This window comes from Pseudarthrobacter sp. GQ63 (genome assembly GCF_059758765.1).
In genome coordinates, this window is the sequence record NZ_JCAXEF010000007.1 from 87370 (window position 1) to 106732 (window position 19363).

The 19363-nt window shown below is 66.2% G+C and carries 18 protein-coding genes, 1 tRNA gene and 1 other RNA gene; 14 read left to right on the top strand and 6 right to left on the bottom strand.

Annotated features, from left to right (window positions below):
- Positions 1-199: 199 nt before the first annotated feature.
- A complete protein-coding gene (locus AC6CHP_RS13000) occupies positions 200-1120 on the top strand; it encodes an oxygenase MpaB family protein (RefSeq protein ID WP_498230335.1) in 921 nt (306 codons plus the stop codon).
- Between the two features lie 81 nt (positions 1121-1201).
- Here AC6CHP_RS13000 and AC6CHP_RS13005 read toward each other — a convergent pair.
- Positions 1202-1286 (bottom strand) — tRNA-Ser (locus AC6CHP_RS13005).
- Positions 1287-1622: 336 nt separating this feature from the next.
- On the opposite strand from AC6CHP_RS13005, the gene AC6CHP_RS13010 reads away from it, so the two are divergent.
- The 5 genes from AC6CHP_RS13010 (at position 1623) to AC6CHP_RS13030 (ending at position 8029) form a co-directional block, all read left to right on the top strand.
- Complete coding sequence (locus AC6CHP_RS13010; protein ID WP_377193487.1) at positions 1623-1985, top strand: YqfO family protein; 363 nt, start codon at positions 1623-1625, stop codon at positions 1983-1985.
- A 7-nt stretch (positions 1986-1992) separates the two neighbouring features.
- Positions 1993-2089: signal recognition particle sRNA small type (ffs, locus tag AC6CHP_RS13015), an RNA gene on the top strand.
- A gap of 21 nt (positions 2090-2110) precedes the next feature.
- Positions 2111-5809 carry a DNA polymerase III subunit gamma and tau gene (locus tag AC6CHP_RS13020; protein WP_498230337.1) on the top strand — a complete coding sequence of 1233 codons (3699 nt, stop codon included), beginning with the start codon at positions 2111-2113 and terminating at the stop codon, positions 5807-5809.
- A 77-nt stretch (positions 5810-5886) separates the two neighbouring features.
- Positions 5887-6486 (top strand): recombination mediator RecR, encoded by a 600-nt coding sequence (recR, locus tag AC6CHP_RS13025; RefSeq protein WP_066273645.1) that lies wholly within the window; start codon positions 5887-5889, stop codon positions 6484-6486.
- 184 nt (positions 6487-6670) lie between these two features.
- Entirely contained in the window at positions 6671-8029 is a 1359-nt protein-coding gene (locus AC6CHP_RS13030; protein ID WP_066273644.1) for an aspartate kinase, read from the top strand.
- Between the two features lie 97 nt (positions 8030-8126).
- Here AC6CHP_RS13030 and AC6CHP_RS13035 read toward each other — a convergent pair whose 3' ends face one another.
- Both AC6CHP_RS13035 and AC6CHP_RS13040 read right to left on the bottom strand, forming a co-directional pair.
- Positions 8127-8342, bottom strand: a complete 216-nt coding sequence (locus tag AC6CHP_RS13035) for a hypothetical protein (RefSeq protein WP_104188410.1) — start codon at positions 8340-8342, stop codon at positions 8127-8129.
- 122 nt (positions 8343-8464) lie between these two features.
- The gene (locus tag AC6CHP_RS13040) at positions 8465-8707 is read right to left on the bottom strand and encodes a hypothetical protein (RefSeq protein WP_104188230.1); all 243 of its coding nucleotides are present in this window, start codon (positions 8705-8707) and stop codon (positions 8465-8467) included.
- Between the two features lie 77 nt (positions 8708-8784).
- Between AC6CHP_RS13040 and AC6CHP_RS13045 the strand changes: the two genes are divergently transcribed.
- The 4 genes from AC6CHP_RS13045 to AC6CHP_RS13060 are packed head-to-tail and all read left to right on the top strand — an operon-like array spanning position 8785 to position 11098.
- Complete coding sequence (locus AC6CHP_RS13045; RefSeq protein ID WP_104188228.1) at positions 8785-9273, top strand: MarR family winged helix-turn-helix transcriptional regulator; 489 nt, start codon at positions 8785-8787, stop codon at positions 9271-9273.
- 4 nt (positions 9274-9277) lie between these two features.
- Positions 9278-9856 (top strand): SSI family serine proteinase inhibitor, encoded by a 579-nt coding sequence (locus AC6CHP_RS13050; protein ID WP_427116290.1) that lies wholly within the window; start codon positions 9278-9280, stop codon positions 9854-9856.
- Positions 9828-10766: a 3-methyladenine DNA glycosylase gene (locus tag AC6CHP_RS13055; RefSeq protein ID WP_377193496.1), complete on the top strand. Its 939-nt coding sequence runs from the start codon at positions 9828-9830 to the stop codon at positions 10764-10766. Before AC6CHP_RS13050 ends, AC6CHP_RS13055 begins: the two co-directional genes overlap by 29 nt.
- Positions 10763-11098 carry a serine protease inhibitor gene (locus AC6CHP_RS13060; protein ID WP_188811418.1) on the top strand — a complete coding sequence of 112 codons (336 nt, stop codon included), beginning with the start codon at positions 10763-10765 and terminating at the stop codon, positions 11096-11098. Before AC6CHP_RS13055 ends, AC6CHP_RS13060 begins: the two co-directional genes overlap by 4 nt.
- Positions 11099-11186: 88 nt before the next feature.
- Here AC6CHP_RS13060 and AC6CHP_RS13065 read toward each other — a convergent pair whose 3' ends face one another.
- Together AC6CHP_RS13065 and AC6CHP_RS13070 are read right to left on the bottom strand one after the other, a co-directional pair.
- The gene (locus tag AC6CHP_RS13065; protein WP_498230462.1) at positions 11187-14291 is read right to left on the bottom strand and encodes a S8 family serine peptidase; all 3105 of its coding nucleotides are present in this window, start codon (positions 14289-14291) and stop codon (positions 11187-11189) included.
- A 289-nt stretch (positions 14292-14580) separates the two neighbouring features.
- Positions 14581-14766: a hypothetical protein gene (locus tag AC6CHP_RS13070; RefSeq protein ID WP_174180966.1), complete on the bottom strand. Its 186-nt coding sequence runs from the start codon at positions 14764-14766 to the stop codon at positions 14581-14583.
- Between the two features lie 15 nt (positions 14767-14781).
- On the opposite strand from AC6CHP_RS13070, the gene AC6CHP_RS13075 reads away from it, so the two are divergent.
- The 4 genes from AC6CHP_RS13075 to purL all read left to right on the top strand — a co-directional run bounded on the left by AC6CHP_RS13075 (position 14782) and on the right by purL (position 18408).
- Positions 14782-14907 (top strand): hypothetical protein, encoded by a 126-nt coding sequence (locus AC6CHP_RS13075; RefSeq protein WP_377193498.1) that lies wholly within the window; start codon positions 14782-14784, stop codon positions 14905-14907.
- Between the two features lie 153 nt (positions 14908-15060).
- Entirely contained in the window at positions 15061-15312 is a 252-nt protein-coding gene (gene purS / locus AC6CHP_RS13080; protein WP_015935902.1) for a phosphoribosylformylglycinamidine synthase subunit PurS, read from the top strand.
- A gap of 1 nt (position 15313) precedes the next feature.
- Positions 15314-16102, top strand: a complete 789-nt coding sequence (gene purQ, locus AC6CHP_RS13085) for a phosphoribosylformylglycinamidine synthase subunit PurQ (RefSeq protein WP_377193500.1) — start codon at positions 15314-15316, stop codon at positions 16100-16102.
- Positions 16099-18408 carry a phosphoribosylformylglycinamidine synthase subunit PurL gene (gene purL, locus AC6CHP_RS13090; RefSeq protein ID WP_498230343.1) on the top strand — a complete coding sequence of 770 codons (2310 nt, stop codon included), beginning with the start codon at positions 16099-16101 and terminating at the stop codon, positions 18406-18408. The genes purQ and purL overlap by 4 nt, the downstream gene beginning before the upstream one ends.
- A gap of 624 nt (positions 18409-19032) precedes the next feature.
- Here the strand turns inward: purL and AC6CHP_RS13095 are convergent.
- Positions 19033-19326, bottom strand: a complete 294-nt coding sequence (locus AC6CHP_RS13095; RefSeq protein WP_310111736.1) for a DUF503 domain-containing protein — start codon at positions 19324-19326, stop codon at positions 19033-19035.
- Positions 19327-19363 lie beyond the last annotated feature (37 nt).

Here is a 19363-nt window from a genome sequence, read left to right on the forward strand (position 1 = left end):
CCGCCCCTGTCTTGACGGTATCTCCCATGGGAACATACGGGCCGGGACCCTGGGAACCCTGCAGCGGGACACTGCGGTTTTTTTGTGGATGACCGCTGTCCGGTTGCTGCCACCGGGTAGTCCGATCACGAACCTGGACAGCCCAGGTTGTGCTTACGATTAGCCCAAGAGCGGGGTTTGCCGCAGGAGGGCGTGCGTAATGAAGAACATCCTGAGTCCCATCAAGAAACGCCTTGTCCACACGTTCAGCAACGGCTCCGAGGGCGTTCCGCAGTGGCAGCTCGATCTCGCGAAGGGGGACGACCCTGGCTACCACCTGCCCGGTTCGGCGGTGTGGGCGGTGCATGGTTCCATGTCGCCCATCGTCGCCGGGATCCGCACACTGCTGATGCAGTCCCTCCACCCCGGAGCTCTTGCCGGCGTCCACGAACATTCAAACTTCCGCGAGGATCCGCTGGGCAGGCTGGCAAACACCATCCGCTGGATCTTCACGGTGACATACGGTTCCACCGAAGCCGCGGAGAACGCCTCACGCCGGGTGCGCCGCCTGCACGAGGCAGTCCAGGGCAGTTACAGCGACAACCTCGGAACGCAGCGCGGCTACAGTGCCAATGACCCGGAACTGGCCAGCTGGATCCACCTTGCTTTCACGGACGCGTTTCTGACAGCCCACAAAATCTGGGGCGGCGCCATACCCGGCGGCCCCGACGCCTATGTCCGCGAGTGGGCCCAAGCGGGCCGACTGATGGGAGTGGAGGACCCGCCGCTGAGCGAGGCCGAGATGCACAGGCAACTGGACCGCTGGTACCAGAGCGGTGAGCTCCGCGTCGACAGCCGGGTAGCGGAGACGGTGGAGTTCGTCCGCAACCCCCCTTTGAACCGGGTGCTCCGGCCGGGCTACCGGATCCTGTTTGCCGGTGCGGTGTACAGCCTGGAGCCAAGGTACCGCCAGATGCTCGGACTAACTGTTCCACGGCTGGGTCCCGTGACGCTGCCGGTGAGGCTCGCAACCAAGCTGGTTCTCGGCGTCGTACGCCTGGCGTTGGGGCGGAGGGGCCCCAGCGAACTGGCCGCCAGGGAGCGCCTTCGCCGGCTGGGCGTGCCGGGCGCTGACGCGTGACCGGCGTCCGCGCCTCCGCCACAAAACTGACAAACGAAAGAACCCGGCTCCGGCGGATGCCGAAGCCGGGTGCTTAACCGGCGGAGAATGGGGGATTTGAACCCCCGAGGGCGTTAACCCAACACGCGTTCCAGGCGTGCGCCATAGGCCGCTAGGCGAATTCTCCAGCTGCTTCTGAATCAAAAGCAGATACTAGATTACCTGATCTTTTCCGCATCGCCCAATTGGCCCCAGGGTGCGCGGCCGGAGGTACAGCCGAAGGCGCTGCCGGCCGGGCGGCTTCACGTCTGCGCGGATGCTCTTTAACCACGAAATGGACGCCCCCAACGCGTCCATTCCCCAGACACCGTTGAGCTGCCGGGTCCGGCCCCGTTCAGCCAGGCCACACAGCTCACAACCTTGAGATTGCCCCAATCGGTGTATATATCCATGATCAAGGGCACAGGCGGGATAAGCAACGGTTTTCGTCCACCTCCCCACCGGGTTCCGGCAGGATGAAGCCATGAACGAGCTCCACGCACTGGTGATCTACGTCCCCCGCACTCACACTCAGCCGGTCCTCGCGGCCATCGGCGGCGCCGGAGCAGGCAGGATCGGCAAGTACTCGCACTGTTCCTTCGTCACGCCGGGGACAGGCCGCTTTACTCCCCTGGACGGCGCAGAACCGTACCTTGGACGGGTTGGCGAGCCTGAAGAAGCCGCCGAGGACAGGATCGAATGCGTGGTTGAAGAGCCTCTGCTGCAGGACGTCATCGCCGCCGTGCGGGCAACGCATCCCTACGAGGAGCCTGCCTTCATGAGCTGGCCGGTGGAAGGCTGGCGCCGGACGGACGGCCGATTCGAGTCGGGCAGCAAGTTCGGGTAAAGTGTCTGACGGCCCCTCATGTGGCGTCATCCTGTTGAACTCCCCCAGGACCGGAAGGTAGCAAGGGTAAATGGGCTCTGGCGGGTGCATGGGGGGTCTTTACTATTCCCCCACAGGGCGGCAGGATGTCGGCCCGGATTGGTAGGGTTTTCTCTGTGACAGTTACTACCGCCCTCTACCGCAGGTACCGTCCGGACTCCTTTGCAGACGTTATCGGGCAGGAACACGTCACCGAGCCGTTGATGACCGCTTTACGGAAAAACCGGGTCAACCACGCCTATCTTTTCTCGGGGCCAAGGGGCTGCGGCAAAACCACCTCCGCACGGATCCTGGCGCGCTGCCTCAACTGCGCCCAGGGCCCCACTGACACCCCTTGCGGGACGTGCCCCAGCTGCGTGGAGCTTGCCCGCGGCGGCTCAGGCTCCCTGGATGTCATCGAGATCGACGCCGCAAGCCACGGTGGCGTGGACGATGCCCGGGACCTCCGCGAGCGCGCTACCTACGCCCCGGTGCGTGACCGCTACAAGATCTTCATCATTGACGAGGCCCACATGGTCACGTCAGCCGGCTTCAACGCCCTGCTGAAGATCGTTGAAGAACCACCGGAACACATCAAGTTCATCTTTGCCACCACGGAACCGGACAAGGTCATCGGGACCATCCGCTCCCGCACCCACCACTACCCTTTCCGGCTGGTGCCGCCGGAACCGCTGATGGCCTACCTTGAGCTGCTGTGCAACCAGGAGAACGTTCCGGTGGCCCCGGGAGTCCTGTCACTGGTGATCCGCGCCGGCGGCGGTTCCGTCCGCGACTCGCTTTCTGTCCTGGACCAGCTGATGGCCGGTGCAGGTCCGAACGGCCTGGATTACGAACTTGCCGTCGCTCTCCTGGGCTACACCCACGCTTCGCTGCTCGATGACGTGGTTGAAGCCGTGGCCGCATCCGATGCCGCCACCGTTTTCCGGGCCGTGGACCGGGTCATCCAAACCGGCCACGATCCCCGCCGCTTCGTGGAGGACCTGCTGGAGCGGTTCCGGGACCTCATTATTGTCCAGGCCATGCCGGAAAGCGCCCAGACCATACTTCGCGGCATGCCCGCGGACCAGATTGCCCGGCTGAAGAACCAGGCCCACAACCTGGGTGCCGCCGAGCTGTCGCGGGCCGCAGACGTCACCAACACGGCACTGACCGAGATGACCGGTGCCACCTCCCCGCGGCTGCACCTCGAGCTGCTGTGCGCCAGGATCCTGCTGCCCAGCTCCGAGCAGAACGAGCGCGGCATGGCCGCACGGATAGACCGTGTGGAACGCCGGCTGAACTACGCCGGGAACGACGTCGGTGCTCCCGCCGCCCCAGGTGCGCCCCGCACCGCGGCGGACGATTCCCCCATGCCTCAAGCGGGGGCACTTCCGGCCCCCGCCCAGGCAGCAGTACCCGTTTCTCCTGCCGGTCCGGCAGCGGCTGGGGGTTCTGGTAGCGGACAAGCTTCTCCTGCCGCTCCGGCAGCGGATGGGGCTTCTGGCGCGCCTGCTGCCCCGCAATCGCCTTCAGTGTCCGCCGCTTCGAGTACGCCTGCGGGCACGTCGGCGGCTTCGCCCTCGACGCCGGTTCCTGCTTCGGCGTCGGCCACTACGCCATTTTCGGCAGCACCAGCCGCTCCGGCAACGCATGCTGCCGGCCCGGCAGAGGATGCCTCCTCCCCCGCTGGCGCACTCCGCGGCCCGCTGACCGCACCGCGTGTCAGCACCGATGACTGGCCCGTAGAGGATCCGGCTCGGAACACTTCATCATCCACCCCTCCGGCTGGCCGCGGCGCCGATGTGCCCCGCGCCAGCACGGCGCAGCAACCGTCCGCTGCGCCCGGTCAGGCACAGGGCGGCAATCCCGGGGCAGCCCCGGGCCCGGTCCAGGGTGCACTGCAGGAGCCGGCGGACCGGCCGGCGCCGGCTTCCGGGCCACAGCCCTCCCCCTCCCCTGCCCCTGCCCCTGCCCCTGCCCCTGCCCAGCAGGATAGGCCTGCCCCGGTGGCTGCCGCAGCGGCTGGGCCCATGGGCGATGTGGAGGTCTTGCGCCGTGCCTGGCCGGATGTCCTGCAAACGCTGTCCAAAATCAAGCGCAGCACGTGGGCGCTCGTCGAACCCAACGCCCAGGTTGCCGCGTTCGACGGCCACCTCCTGACCCTGGCCTTCACCACGCCCGGGCTTGCCGGCGCCTTCGGCCGGGCAGACCATTCAGAGAATTTGCGGCAGGCCATCCACAAAACCGTGGGCATCGACTGCCAGATCACTGCGTCGGCCGGCGGCGGCGCGCAGGCGAGCTCTGACCCAAACCCAAAAGTGCCCGCCACCCGGGTGGCCCAGGCAACGTCGGCTGACGTCGCCTGGGGCCTGGCCCCTGCGCCCGCATCGTCACCCGACGACTCAGTCCGGCAGCCGGAGACCCCAGGCCGCCCCAGTGCTGTGAGCCCGCGGGGCGGTTCGCCAGGTCCGGATGGCGCGAACAGCGCGGCCCCGCAGACCCCTCTGCGGAACGCGCAACAAGAGCCCACGGGCGGCGCGGCTGCGGGGGACAACGCCGGCAGCACCGGCGGAGCCGCACCGGAGCCCGCTGCGGCTCAGGCGGCCGTCCCGGCGAACCCTGTCAACCAGGTTGCGGAGAGCGGAACCGCGCAGTCCGCCCCCCGGCAGGCGCCCGGACACGTCCCCGCGCCCGCAAACGCCTCCCCCGTTCCGGTTCCTGCCGCCCCGGCAGGCGACTACTCCTACTCTGACGACGACTGGGGACCAGCCAGGGACGAGGACGCTCCCCCGCTGGACGAAGAACCTCCCATGGACTGGGACCCTTCCGCCCAGTCCCGGCCGCCGGCGCCATCGGCCGGCACCGGTTCAAGCAGCACCGGTTCAAGCAACGCGGTCTCAGGTAATTCAGGAACGGGTGGCGCTTCAAGCAGGGCCGGTTCCTCACTGGTCGGTTCTGCTCCGGTCGGCTCCGCCGCCGGTACCACCGCCCAGAGCGACGGCCAGCCTGGCGCTGACCCGGCGTCGGCCGCCGGAAGTCCCCACGATCCCTGGACCCGCGCAGTCGAACAGGCACCCGGAGTCTGGGTGGTCGGCGAGGAAAGCAACGTGGGCAAGAGTGCCTCCGCGGAAGGACCCCAAGAGGCACCAGAGCCGCCTGCTCCAACGCCGCACTACGAACCTGCTGCCGCCCAGGTGCCGCCCTCCATCCCGGTCACCAAGGCCGGCTCCAGCCCAGGACCGGACTGGGGCCTGGCGCCTGCTGCCCCTTCTCCCGGCAACGGACAGCACGGAACCGACGAATACGGACAGGCGCCTTCATCACCGGAGCATGTGCGCGCGCCCGAGTACGCCATGGCATCAGCCGCCTCCGCTGCCAAACCCCCCTCCGCGCACGCTGCTCAAGCCCCCACGGCACCATCTCCAGCAGTACCGTCTCTACCGGCATCCTCCCCGGCGCCAGCGTCCCCGGCGGCTTCGGTGACCACTGCTGCTGCTGCGCCGGCTGCTCCTGCGAAGGCGGCCCCGGCAAACTCTCCGCAGGCTGCTTCTGCTGCCGCAGCAGAAGCACGGCAGAGCCTGTACCAGCGCTTGTCCAACAGCCCCGAAGCAGAGGCCGGGCGTGCCAAGGCCCCAGCCAGGGCGGTTGCAGCTGCTGCCACCTACGTCCAGGACATCCCCAGCGCCGACGATGAGACGATCGAAGAGTCCGGAGTGTTCGGTCGCGCCGCCGTGGAGCGTATTCTGGGCGGGAAGCTAATTGAGGAGCGTTCCCCGGACGGAAGCCCCATCGCGCCGCGGTACTGACCGCGGCCCCGGCGAGCCGGGGCGCATCTGCAAGTCATTGCTTTACCCGCAAACCACACCAAGCTGAAGAGGGAAACGTGTACGAAGGTGCTGTCCAGGAGCTGATCGACGAGCTCGGACGCCTTCCGGGGGTGGGCCCCAAGTCCGCCCAACGGCTCGCATTCCACATCCTTGAGGCGGACCCGCAGGACATGAAGCGGCTGGTTGAGGCGATCACCACCGTCAAGGAACGGGTCAAGTTCTGCTCGGTGTGCGGCAACGTCACCGAGCAGGAACTCTGCAATATTTGCCGGGATCCCCGCCGGGATCCGGCCGTGATCTGCGTGGTGGAGGAATCAAAGGATGTGCTGGCCGTGGAGCGGACACGGTCGTTCCGGGGCCGCTACCACGTGCTGGGCGGCGCCATCAATCCCATCGCAGGTGTCGGACCCGAGCAGCTCCGGATCCGCGAGCTGCTGACCCGGCTTAACGACGGCGCCATCCAGGAAGTCATCATCGCCACGGACCCCAATCTTGAGGGCGAGGCCACCGCCACGTACCTGGCACGCATGTTGAAGACGATCGGGATCACGGTGACCCGCCTCGCCTCCGGGCTCCCGGTGGGCGGAGACCTGGAATACGCGGACGAGGTCACTCTGGGACGCGCCTTCGAGGGCCGCCGCAACGCCCTGACCTGACCGGGCGCCACCTGACACGGCGCATCCCGGGCCGGAAAATGGTCACAATTCAACCCCGGGCTGCGGGCGGCGATAAACTGAAGGAAGAAGTCGCGCCATCGATGGCGTTAGTTCCCAGCGTCAGGGCCAGCACAGCGTTACGGCTGTCTGGCCGGACTCCAATTTATCCAGTGAAGGTACGCGCATGAGTACGCCCACTACCGAAGTGCACAACGCAACGCAGCAGCAGGAGCCGCCCGCCGGCCGTGCGGTGACAAAGCAGCTCATCGTGCAGAAGTTCGGCGGATCCTCCGTGGCGGATGCGGACGGTATTAAGCGGGTTGCCAAGCGCGTGGTGGACGCACAGATTGCGGGCAACGAAGTTGTGGTGGTCGTCTCGGCCATGGGTGATACCACTGACGAGCTCCTGGACCTTGCCGGGCAGGTGACGGATTCCGCGCCAGCCCGCGAGATGGACATGTTGCTGTCCGCGGGCGAGCGTATTTCCATGGCACTCCTGGCCATGGCCATCAACAAGCTGGGCGCCTCAGCCCAGTCCTTCACCGGTTCCCAGGCCGGCATGATCACCGATGGTATCCACGGCAAGGCGCGGATCATCGACGTCGACCCCCACCGGATCCGCACCGCCCTGGACAAGGGCAATATCGCTATCGTTGCCGGCTTCCAGGGAATGAGCCGGGCCACCAACGAGATCACCACCCTGGGCCGGGGCGGTTCAGACACCACTGCCGTAGCCCTGGCCGCTGCGCTGGAAGCGGACGTTTGCGAGATCTACACGGACGTGGACGGCATTTACACGGCGGATCCCCGTGTTGTTCCCTCCGCCCAGAAGATCGAGCGGATCTCCAGCGAGGAGATGCTCGAGCTCGCGGCATCCGGAGCCAAGATCCTGCACCTGCGCTGCGTGGAGTACGCCCGCAGGTTCGGCGTCCCCCTGCACGTCCGTTCCTCATTCAGCCAGCACGAAGGCACGTGGGTCATCCCCAGCGCCGAAGACAAGATCACCACACAAGAGGGAGTTGCCTTGGAGCAGCCAATCATCTCCGGCGTTGCGCACGACCGTTCCGAAGCCAAGGTCACCGTTGTTGGCGTTCCGGATATCCCTGGCAAGGCCGCAGCGATCTTCCAGGTCATCGCCGACGCCCACTCGAACATCGACATGATCGTGCAGAACGTCTCCACCCACGGCACGGGGCGGACGGACATTTCCTTCACGCTTCCCATCGTGGAGGGCGCCGACGCGCTGGCAGCCCTTCATGCTGCGCAGGACCAGATCGGGTTCGAGAGCATCGAGTACAACGAGCAGATCGGCAAGCTGTCCCTGATCGGCGCGGGCATGCGCTCCCACCCGGGCGTGTCAGCAACGTTCTTCAAAGCACTGTCCGACGCCGGCATCAACATCAACATGATCTCCACCTCGGAGATCCGCATCTCCGTGGTGACCCACGCGGACCTGCTGGATGAGGCTGTCCGTGTCATCCACAAGGCCTTTGACCTGGACAGCGAAAGCGAAGCCACCGTATACGGCGGCACCGGCCGCTAGCCGGCAACGAAAAGCCGGGCCCCTTTTCCGTCCATTCGGAGAGGGGCCCGGTTTTTTATGTCCTGCTGTCGGGGTGGCCCGAGCGGCCGGGACCGGTTCAGCCCTGCTTCTCGAGGTCTTCGCGGCGTACGGCGTAGTGATGGCCGGCAGCATCGGTCTCCACAACAAAGTGCGACAATTCCTCTTCCGAGGCCTGTTCGAAAGCGTCGTGCCTGTGCATTACCGGCGTATCGGGGTCCAGCCGCGCGGCTGGTCCAAAGAAGAACCGGAGCCTGTCGGTCAGGCCCATGAACCTGTTGACTACATGTGCCACTGTTTCCACCCCCTTCCCGACTATCCGGGGGAAAGAGTCCATGCCTCCATGCTGGAGCCAGTGCCCTTATTTTATGCCTGCGGACCGGAAAAGGCTCCCGCCCGGACCCCAAATTGGCACGCTCAGCGGAGCGACTTGTCTTCCGGGTTCCTGGGTACAACGTAGGTGCTGCCATCGGGCCGGGTAACGGTCTCCCACTGCTGGGTCTCCGCCTCACGCTGGGCCAGCAGCCTGCGGTTTTCCTCCGTCATGTCATGGACAAGTGATGAGCGGTTGGCCGGACCAAAGATGGCCCGCAGCCTTCCTGTGGCCCGCATGAAACGCTGCGAAGCGTTTTCCTTGCCTTCAAAGTTGCCCTTGCCCATGAACCCGGCTCCTTACCTGACATGATTACTACTCGAAGTGTACGCTAATAGTTAGGGCACTAACAATTGGAGGGGCTATGGAGACGGCAACAGGCATCGAGCCGGGGCAGGACGAGGACCTGCTCCTGGAGCACCAGTTGTGCTTCGCGCTGACAGTGGCTGCGCGCAGCGTTGTGGGTGCCTACAAGCCCGTCCTCGAGCGACTGAACCTCACCCACCCGCAGTACCTGGTGATGCTGTGCCTGTGGGAAGCGAGTCCGCGCACGGTCCGGAACATCAGCGATGCCCTTGCCCAGGAACCTGCCACCATCTCACCGCTGCTCCGCCGGCTTGAGGCGGCGGGACTGATCACGCGACGGAGGGTGGACGGCAACGAGCGTGCCCTCGCCGTCGAACTGACCCCAGAAGGCGCCGCGCTGCGCAAGGAGGCCCTCAAGGTCCCTGGAACCATGATGGAACGCCTGGGATTAACCCGCGCCGAGGTCACGGAACTGCACACATCCATGATGGGGCTGATTGCGGCCACCTCCGGCCAGGAGACAGAACCGGAACCGGCAGTAGAATAATGGGATGACGGACAGTCCACGGTCCCTGAGGAAGACGGCGCTCGCCCTGCTGCTGGCGGCAACGCTGCTCCCGGCGTGTTCCCCGGACCAGGGCGGAGGCAGCTCCTCCGGCGAACCTTCCGCAACTCCCACAGCCTCCGCCACCGCGTCGGACAGCCCATCCGCCAGCCCGTCCGCCGACACCGAGACCTCCGTCCCTGCCCCGGCCCCGGAACCGTCAGCGGCACCCTCCGGACCCGGGCAGGGCAATGCCGAACTGTCCATCATCGTGACCACCGCAGAGGGAGAACCCGAGACCAGCTACACCCTGGTGTGCACAGACGGAGTCCCCGCTGCCGAGAGCGTGCATCCCGCCGCGGATGCAGCCTGCTCCGCCTTGAAAGAAAACGCGGGACTGCTGAGCCCCAGCATCCCCGGAACCGCGCAGGCCTGCACGCAGCAGTGGGGCGGTCCCCAGGAAGCCACCGTGACGGGAGTTGTGGACGGTGTCCCCGTAGACGCTTCCTTCTCGCGCACCAACGGCTGTGAGATCGGCAGCTGGGATGCTGCAAGGGATGTTCTTGGTGTTGCCGGTGGAGCCTAGGCTCCTCGCGGCGGACGAATGGCAGGAGCTGGAGAAGGCACACCAACTGCGCGTCAGCCGCTACGCGGACCCCTACCTGGCCCGCAGGTCGGCAGGCAAAAAGCATCCGGTGGAAGACTTCCTCTTCACCTACTACACCCAGAAACCTGGCCAGCTGCGCCGGTGGCACCCCGGTGCAGGGAACGTCCTGCTGGGCCGGGAAGCGGCTGTGCGCCTTGGCTGGAAGCACTACCGGCGGCTCGACGACGGCGAGCTTGCCTTCCTGGGGCTGCCGGAAGGCAGCACCGCGGTCACCTTTGACCGGGACGCCTTTCTTGCCGACCGCAGCGAGGCAATCGCCTTTGCGGGCATCATCCTGCGCGGAACTGCAGCACGCCCCGCCCAGTTTGGCTGCTTCGGGCTGCACGAATGGGCCATGGTGTACCACCAGGACAGGTTCGACCTGCGCCACGAGTACCTGCAGCTGCGGTTGGGGCCGGCCGGCACGGACAAGGTGGTGGAGGACAACCGGATCCGCTGCACCCATTTCGACGCGTTCCGCTTCTACACTCCGGATGCCGTTCCGCTGAATGAGCTGGCGCCGAGCCGCGATACCCAGCGGCACCTCGAACAGCCCGGCTGCCTCCACGCCAACATGGATCTGTACAAGTGGGCGTACAAGCTGCTGCCGGCCCTGCCCAGCGAGCTGGTGATGGACTGTTTTGAGTTGTCATGGCGGATCCGCGCAATGGACATGCAGGCTTCCCCTTACGATCTGGCGGAGTGGGGCTACCCCGCAATTCCCATCGAGACGCCGCAGGGCAAGGCCGAGTATGTGGAGCACCAGCGCTCCTTTGCCGCGGAAGCGGCTGCACTCCGGGAGAAGCTGGCCGTGGAACTGGATGCACTGTCCAGGACGGTTCCGGCGTGATCGACCTGACCGTCAGGCTCCGGGAAGATCCTGCCGCCGTCGAACATGTCTTCCGGCTGGTGGCCGACGGCGGCCGCGCCCAGCCGGCCACCACCCTGCCGGACCCTGATGCGGCCCTGGCCGCGGTGGAAAAGTACGGCGAGGGCATCTTCTTTCCCAAGCCCGGCCCACCCCGGTTGTGCACCCAGCAGTACGGCGGGCCCCAGGTAGCCCTGGTCACGGGCATCTTCCATGGGCGCACCGTTGATTCCGTGTTCACACGCACGGATGGCTGCGAAATCTCGCGCTGGAATGCCATGGCGGCTTTGCTTGGGAGCGGGGGCGGAGCCTAAGGAAGCTCGTAAGGCCGGTTAGACAAACGACAGGACCCCGGGCGGTTGAAACGCCCGGGGTCCTGTCCTCTTCTATAGCGTCAGGCTGCTACGCCGCTGGTACGGCGTCTGCGAACGCCACCTGCGGAGCCCCGGCAGGGGCAGCAGGCGCAGCGCCCACCTGGACGTTGACCCAGGTCCTGATGCCGTTGCCACCCAGGCTGAGGCGGGACAGGTAGGCACCCTCCGAGAGGCCCGTCCAGGACACCGTGGCCGAGGTGGCAGTTCCGTTGGGAGCCACGATCGGGTTCGGTTCCACAGTCAGGTTGCCGGCGTCACCCGCGAAGGTCACGGCCTGGACGGAGGCACTGGCCGGTCCGTTGTCCGGAGTGGAGTACAGGTTGACTGCGAGGTAGTACGTTCCCGCGCGCGGAGACTCCAGGTTCAGGAACTCACTGGCGGAAGCCGTCGCCACCTGGGTGGCTGTGAGTCCACCCGAGCCATTGGGTGCGTAGACCACCATGTCCCAGTCGACGTCGTCCGATTGCGCCTGGACACCCAGCCGGGCGAAGGATGCTCCTTGCGGAACCGTCACCTGGAGGAGCGCGTTGTGGTCATCGTTCCGGGGAGCGTACTCACCGGGTGTCTTGGTGATGGCGGTCTGGCTCAGCGGTGCCAGGCCTTCCACGCCCACATTGATGGGGTTGTCCGAACCTGACACCAGTTCCATCGTGCCGCTCCCGCTGCCCGTGGCTGAGCTAAAGGAGAAGGACGGAGCGATCTGTGCATCAACGGGCCGGATGGCGATGGGCGAGCTGACCGTACGGGGGCCCTTCCAGGTGAGGGTGCCCGTGCTGAACTTGCCTACCGGAGCGCTGGCATTCCGGATGGTCAGGGTGACCTCGCGGGTCTGTCCTGCCTTGGCGAAGTTCAGTGCTTTCGGCTCCACCTGGATGTTGAAGCCGGGCATGTTGACCTCCGGCCGGTACATGCCCGGAACCAGCGCGGTCAGCTGGCGCTTGACCTGCACTTCTCCCACCAGGCTGCCGAGCGCAATGGACGGCAGGTTCAGGTCGCGGGCAGCGATGGTGCCGGCCTGCGGTGCGCCGGTGTCCACACCCTGCCCGTTAAGGAAGCCGAGCCAATCCTTGATGCCCGAGTTGTAGACCAGGCCCGGATCCAGGACGCGGGTTGAGTCGATGTGCCCCGCGCCGCCCTGGAAGGGATCGGCATTGGGCGAACCATCGGCGTTGACCAGCGGGTAGGCGGTGGTCATCATGGCCGACTTGACCGTGGCGGGAGACCAGGTGGGCTGCTTGCCCAGGACCAGCGCAGCGAATCCGGCGATATGCGGGGCAGCCATGGAGGTGCCTGACATGAAGCCGAACTGGTCGCCGTCGTTACCGATGGTGGAGACGCCCGCCAGGACGTTGACGCCCGGTGCTGCGATATCCGGTTTCAGCAGGTCGCCGCCGGCGGCGAGGGTGGGTCCGCGGGAGGAGAAACCGGCGATCTGGGGCGCAGGCGCCGGCGGCAGGCCGGTGAGGTCCCCCTTGACCAGGCTGACCGTCAGGGCGGGGTTTGCCTCCAGCTTTGATTTCAGTTCAAGGCTCTTGGGCGCGTTGACGTGGACGGTGGGCAGCGCGTGGTTGTCAGCATCTTCGGAGCTGCTGGTGAGGTTCACCAGGATCATGCCCACGCCCCCCTTGTCCTGCACCTCCAGGCTCTTGGCGGTCCTGTCCACCACGCCGCGGTCGCAGAGAACAACCTTGCCTGCCACCTTGTCCGCATCCAGGCTGCCGGGGCCGCAAAGGCTGGCGTTGGTTACTCCAGCCGCTGCCGCTGCCGCCGCAACCACCACGGGCTTGTCAGCCACTTCCGACTTCATGATGGAGGCTCCGCGGTACAGCGATCCGTCCGAGACCTTGACGGTGCCCAGCAGGTCGCTGGGAAACGTCGATGCGGCAACCGTGGTCAGCCACGGCGAGGCGTGGTTGACGGTGGACACCGTGGGACCGGAGTTGCCGGCTGAAGCCGAGACGAAGACTCCTGCGGCGGCGGCGTTGAGGAACGCCAGGGCCACGGGGTCGGCGGTGTTGTTGTTATTGCCCGAGATGGAGTAGTTCAGCACGTCCACGCCGTCCTTGATGGCGGCTTCCACTGCCTCGACGGAAGCGGAGGAGTAGCAGCCGCCGGTGTCCGGATTGGTGTCTTCCCAGCAGACTTTGTACACCGAGACCTTGGCTGCGGGGGCAACGCCGGAGCTCTTGCCGAAGCTTGCGCCGTCGATCACCTGCTCCACGTTGGCGTTGCCGGCCGCGGTGGTGGCGGTGTGGGTTCCGTGGCTTCCGACGTCGACAGGCGAGATGAGTTCCTCGGGTGCCCGGTTCTCCGGGGCCACGTACTGCATGAAGGTATCGGCGAAGTACCTGGCCCCGATGACCTTGGAGTTGCACAGGGAGCCGTCGAAGGAGGCCCCCGTACCCTGGCCTTTCTGGCATTCTCCTTCGAAGGTGGTGCCGTCAGCCTTGAGCATGGCGATCCGGCCCTCAGCGGTGCGGTAGGGAACGCCCACCTGGGCAGGACCGGTCAGCGGCCGGACCGGTTCGCCCTGCAGGAACGGGTTGTCCGGGGCATAGCCGGAGTCGATGACTCCCACAACCACACCCTTGCCGGCGTTCGCTTCGCCGCCGAACTGGGTTGCCCAGACCCCATCGGGGCCGGTCAGCTTAAGGAAGTCGGTGGTGGTGTAATCCGGGGCGTTCTCCACGTCCGGGGCCACAACCAGCACGCGGTCGTCTTTGGACAGCTCCATGGCCTGGGCGGCGGTCAGTTCTGCCGTGAAGCCATTGAGGGCAGCGGTGTACTGCTTTCCCGGGGTTACCCCCTGGCTGGCAGCGACCTCCCGCTGCTGCTTGCGGAGATGTGCGTCGTAGGCCCTGTAGTTGGCGTCGCCTGCGTCCAGCTTCCGCCCCTTCTCGGGCTTGGTTGCGCCAAGTCCGGGCGTCTCCCCCTCATAGGCGGCCGCTGCAGCACCCGCCAGGACAACGATGTAGCGTCCATCCTTGAAGTCGGCGGGTGCATTCTCCTTGGCTGTCACTGCCTTGTCCTGCCGGGCCGGCGCCGCGGTGGCGGGAGTGATGGCCATCGAGGTGAGGAGTAGCGGCAAGCCCACGGCAAGCGCCGCTGCCTTCCGGAATCCCCCGCCCCGCATGGGGCTCTTTCCAGTAGATCTCACGTGCAAACCTTTCACGATGTACCGGCCCATCCACGGTTGGGGGCCCGAAAAGACATGGCATGGCACGCGAAGTTACAGATCTTGTCATTTCGTGAGACCAGCCGATCACAGAGTACAGACTGATAGCTGAATATGACATAGGACACAAAACGGAAAATTCCGCCAGTCATACGCCGGCAAGCCGGGGACCTGCCCCAGCAGGAAAGGGCACGAAAAAAGGGCGCCCTGGAGGACGCCCTTGAAACCAGGGGGATACGCTCCGCCGCTACTGGCGCGGCGTACGGACCACGTCGCTGATCCACTGCCGGGTCTTCTCATCTACCGGCCCCGCCACCCTGTTCTCCCGGGCGAAACGGTCGGCCTTAATCTTTTGGAACACCATCCGGCCCAGTCCTGCGAACACTGCTGCGGCGACCACGGGCAACAGCACGGATTTCGAATTTTCAGCCATCCAACAATACTAGTGATGCCGCCCGTCCAACTCCACAGCACCAAGCCGGAAACCGCTGCCACCGCCCGTCCGGCAGGCAGGCTACCCGTGGCCGTCCTGCCCGAACCGGCCGAATACAAGCTGTGGCCCTTCGGCCGGTAGAATGGACGAGCAAGCTCGCGGAGCGCCCGTCCTCATTGTCTGAACTCACGGCCTGACGTCACTGTCTAACATAACGTGCCCCGGACCCGGAACGGCGTGAGACGGCACCACTCCGCTGCGCCCTTACCCAAGCTCACGCACAGGAGTTACCGGATGCCCCGGATCGTTGTTGACGTCATGCCCAAGCCCGAGATTCTGGACCCGCAGGGGAAGGCGATCGTCGGCGCTCTCCCCCGCCTGGGCTTCACCAGCTTCAGCTCTGTCCGCCAGGGCAAGCGTTTCGAACTGACGGTCGACGGCGAGGTGACCGAGGAAATCCTGGCCCAGGCCCGCGACGCCGCGGAAACCCTCCTGTCCAACCCCGTGATCGAGGACGTCGTCAACGTCGAGGTCGTCGAGGCCTGACATGACTGAACTCCCCCTCATCGGAGAAGCCCCCGGCGACGCTTCCGGCGCCGGCAGGCTCACCGGCGCCCGGATCGGCGTCGTCACCTTCCCCGGCACCCTTGATGACCGCGACGCCGCCCGCGCCGTCCGCCTCGCCGGCGGCACCGCCGTCGAGCTCTGGCACGCCGACACCGAACTCGGTGACGTGGACGCCGTCGTTATTCCCGGCGGCTTCTCCTACGGTGACTACCTCCGCGCCGGCGCCATTGCACGCTTCGCGCCGCTGATGTCCAGGATCATCGACGCCGCCAACTCCGACGCTAAGCTGCCGGTGCTCGGTATCTGCAACGGCTTCCAGATCCTCACCGAGTCACACCTGCTGCCCGGCTCGATGATCAAGAACGACCACCTGAAGTTCATGTGCCGCGACCAGGTGCTGCGCGTCGAGAACAGCAACACCGCCTGGACCCTGGACTACGAAGCGGGCCAGGAGATCACCATCCCGCTGAAGAACCAGGACGGCCAGTACATCGCCGACGACAAGACCCTGGACGCCCTCGAGGCCGAGGGCCGCGTGGTGTTCCGCTACGTTGGCTTCAACCCGAACGGCTCCCGCCGGGACATCGCCGGCATTTCCAACGCAGCCGGCAACGTGGTGGGCCTCATGCCGCACCCCGAGCACGCGGTGGAAGTTGGCTTCGGCCCCGAGACTGTTGTGTCCCGTGAGACGGGTATCGCCGGGTCCGACACCGACGGCCTGGGATTCTTCACCTCCGTCCTGAACAAGATTGTGGGAGGCGCCAAGTGACCACGGAAACCACCAAGAAGTTCAACATCGACACAGTCGAAAACGCGGCCAAGACCCCGGACGTCGAACTCCCCTGGGCCGAGCTGGGCCTGAAGCAGAACGAGTTCGACGAGGTCGTCAAGGTCCTGGGCCGCCGCCCCACCGGCGCCGAACTGGCCATGTACTCCGTGATGTGGAGCGAGCACTGCTCCTACAAGTCCTCCAAGAACCACCTGCGCCAGTTCGGCCAGAAGGTCACCGAGGAAATGAAGAAGGACATGCTGGTGGGCATCGGCGAAAACGCCGGCGTGACCAACCTTGGAGACGGCTGGGCCGTGACCTTCAAGATCGAGTCGCACAACTCGCCGTCGTTCGTTGAGCCCTACCAGGGCGCCGCTACCGGCATCGGCGGCATTGTCCGCGACATCATCTCCATGGGCGCCCGCCCCGTTGCCGTGATGGACCCGCTGCGCTTCGGCGCCATCGACCACCCGGACACCGCACGCGTCATGCACGGCGCGGTCGCAGGCATCGGCGGGTACGGCAACTCCCTGGGCCTGCCCAACATCGGCGGCGAAATGGTGTTCGACTCCGTGTACCAGGGCAACCCGCTGGTGAACGCACTGGCTGTCGGCGTCATGCGGCACGAGGACATCCGCCTGGCCAACGCATCCGGCAAGGGCAACAAGGTGGTCCTGTTCGGTGCCCGCACCGGCGGCGACGGCATCGGCGGCGCCTCCGTGCTCGCCTCCGAGTCCTTCGACGACACCAAACCGTCCAAACGCCCCGCGGTGCAGGTGGGCGACCCCTTCGCCGAAAAGGTCCTCATCGAGTGCTGCCTTGAACTGTTCAAGGGTTCCCTCGTCGAAGGCATCCAGGACCTCGGCGCCGCGGGTATTTCCTGCGCCACGTCCGAACTGGCCTCCAACGGCGACGGCGGCATGCAGGTTGAGCTGACCTCGGTCCTGCTCCGCGACCCCACACTGACCCCGGGCGAGATCCTGATGTCCGAGTCGCAGGAACGCATGATGGCCGTGGTGACCCCGGAGAACGTGGAAGCGTTCGAGGCTGTCATGGACAAATGGGCCGTGGAGTACTCCTGGCTCGGCGAAGTGACCGACACCGGCCGCCTTATCATCACCTGGGAAGGCGAGGTGATCGTCGACGTCGATCCCCGCACCGTGGCACACGACGGACCGGTCTACGACCGCCCGTACGCCCGCCCCGAGTGGCAGGACAGCGTGCAGGCTGACACCTTCACCGGATCAGTGCAGGACGCGGGCCGGCCCGCTGCCCCGGCCGAACTGGCCAAGGCCGTGACCGAGCTGGTGGCCTCGCCGAACATGTGCTCCAAGGACTGGATCACCAACCAGTACGACCGCTACGTGGGCGGCAACACGGCCATGGCTTTCCCTGATGACGCCGGCGTGGTCCGCGTCGACGAGGAAACCGGCCTGGGCGTGGCCCTGGCCACCGACGCCAACGGCCGCTACACCTACCTGGACCCGTACCACGGCGCGCAGCTGGCCCTGGCCGAGGCGTACCGCAACGTGGCCACATCGGGCGCCGTGCCCATGGCAGTCAGCGACTGCCTGAACTTCGGTTCCCCCGAGGATCCGGACGTCATGTGGCAGCTCGCCGAGGCCATCCGCGGCCTGTCCGACGCGTGCATGGTGCTGGGCATCCCGGTCACCGGCGGCAACGTCTCCCTGTACAACCAGACGGGCACCACACCCATCCACCCCTCCCCCGTGGTGGCGGTCCTGGGCAAGCTCGACGACGTTGCCCGCCGTACGCCGTCGGGCTGGCGTGAAGACGGCCAGGCCATCTACCTGCTGGGCACCACGGGCGCCGAGCTTGACGGCTCCGAGTGGGCGAACATCCGCGGCCACCTGGGCGGGCAGCCGCCCAAGGTTGATCTTGAGGCCGAACGCTCGCTGGGCGAGATCCTGATCAACGCGTCCCGCGACGGCATGATCGACTCCGCGCACGACCTGTCCGAAGGCGGCCTCGCCGCAGCCCTGGTGGAGTCCTCGCTGCGCTACGGCGTAGGTGCCCGGATTGCCCTGCAGGATGTCCTGGACCGGGACGGCGTGGACTTGTTCACGGCGCTGTTCTCCGAGTCCCAGGGCCGCGCCATTGTTGGCGTTCCCCGCTCCGAGGAAGTCCGCTTCACGGACATGTGCACCGCCCGCGGCTTCGCCCACACGCGCATCGGCGTGGTGGATGCGGCCAGCGGCACCCTGGAGATCAACGGAGTTGAGTCCCTGCCCCTGGACGCCCTCCGCGAAGCCCACGAGGCGACCCTGCCGAAGTACTTCGGCTAGGCCACCCCACCCATCGATTGCTCCGTACCTGTCGTTTTGAACCCTCAGAACGACTGGTGCGGGGGCCCACACCGGCGAGGGACCCGGCCTGAGCTTGCGAAGGCCGGGAGCCGGTGGGGAGCAATCGATTTTTAACCACCCCGCCGCCAGCCGGCCTGGACCAGCGCACTGCGCACCTTCATGACAGCAGACTTGGCGTCGTTGAGCATGTGGCGTTTGGATATCCGGACTTCGGTCCAGCCCTGCCCGGACCAAGGCCAGCCGCAGCAGGGTTTCCTAGGGCGAATCCGAGCCCGCCCGGATGAGCTTCGATGAAGGGCCGCACCCGGACACTTAAGGGGAGTGCCGCCGTCGCGCTTTCCATCCGGATGCCCCGGCCGAAGCGCTCCATGGAACTGTGCCGCCAGCGGCGTGAGGACACTCCGGCCAGCGAGGCATCGACGAGGGTGAATGGGCGGCCGCGGAGCTCCTCCGGCAGGGGGCGTGGGGTCTTCATCGGTCCATGACACCAGAATGGGCCAGACCACGCAGAAGTTATGCACATGCCCCATCGATTGCTGAGCAGGTGTCGTTTTGGCGCCTGAAAACGACAATTACCCAGCAATCGATGGGTGGGAGCGGGGATCAGTCCTCGCTGTGGTGGTCACGTTGCCGCGCACTGAGCAGTTCGAACTCCGGCCTGGCTGCCACAAAGCGTTCGACGGCGTCCAGCACCTCAATGAGGTGGGCGCGGTCGGCCGCGACCAGCCCGGCGCCCACCTGCGAGCGCCGGTACTGGTCTTGGTCCCCCACCTCGGCGACGGAGACGTCGAAGCGCCGCCTGATCTCTGCGAGCAGCGGCCTGATGACCGAGCGCTTTTCCTTGAGGCTTTGGACGTCGCCCAGGAGGATGTCGAATTCGATCCAGCCGATCCACATACCTTCATGCTATCGACTGCTTTCTAACTGCCGTATA

Bases quoted from the DNA above. Each gene is read 5' to 3' on its own strand.
- AC6CHP_RS13065 (WP_498230462.1), bottom strand. From the start codon at position 14,291: ATGCGGGGCGGGGGATTCCGGAAGGCAGCGGCGCTTGCCGTGGGCTTG.
- AC6CHP_RS13030 (WP_066273644.1), top strand. From the start codon at position 6,671: ATGAGTACGCCCACTACCGAAGTGCACAACGCAACGCAGCAGCAGGAG.
- AC6CHP_RS13000 (WP_498230335.1), top strand. From the start codon at position 200: ATGAAGAACATCCTGAGTCCCATCAAGAAACGCCTTGTCCACACGTTC.
- AC6CHP_RS13095 (WP_310111736.1), bottom strand. From the start codon at position 19,326: ATGTGGATCGGCTGGATCGAATTCGACATCCTCCTGGGCGACGTCCAA.
- AC6CHP_RS13045 (WP_104188228.1), top strand. From the start codon at position 8,785: ATGGAGACGGCAACAGGCATCGAGCCGGGGCAGGACGAGGACCTGCTC.
- purS (WP_015935902.1), top strand. From the start codon at position 15,061: ATGCCCCGGATCGTTGTTGACGTCATGCCCAAGCCCGAGATTCTGGAC.
- AC6CHP_RS13070 (WP_174180966.1), bottom strand. From the start codon at position 14,766: ATGGCTGAAAATTCGAAATCCGTGCTGTTGCCCGTGGTCGCCGCAGCA.
- AC6CHP_RS13050 (WP_427116290.1), top strand. From the start codon at position 9,278: ATGACGGACAGTCCACGGTCCCTGAGGAAGACGGCGCTCGCCCTGCTG.
- AC6CHP_RS13020 (WP_498230337.1), top strand. From the start codon at position 2,111: ATGTCGGCCCGGATTGGTAGGGTTTTCTCTGTGACAGTTACTACCGCC.
- AC6CHP_RS13055 (WP_377193496.1), top strand. From the start codon at position 9,828: ATGTTCTTGGTGTTGCCGGTGGAGCCTAGGCTCCTCGCGGCGGACGAA.
- AC6CHP_RS13040 (WP_104188230.1), bottom strand. From the start codon at position 8,707: ATGGGCAAGGGCAACTTTGAAGGCAAGGAAAACGCTTCGCAGCGTTTC.
- purQ (WP_377193500.1), top strand. From the start codon at position 15,314: ATGACTGAACTCCCCCTCATCGGAGAAGCCCCCGGCGACGCTTCCGGC.
- AC6CHP_RS13010 (WP_377193487.1), top strand. From the start codon at position 1,623: ATGAACGAGCTCCACGCACTGGTGATCTACGTCCCCCGCACTCACACT.
- AC6CHP_RS13075 (WP_377193498.1), top strand. From the start codon at position 14,782: ATGCCGCCCGTCCAACTCCACAGCACCAAGCCGGAAACCGCTGCCACC.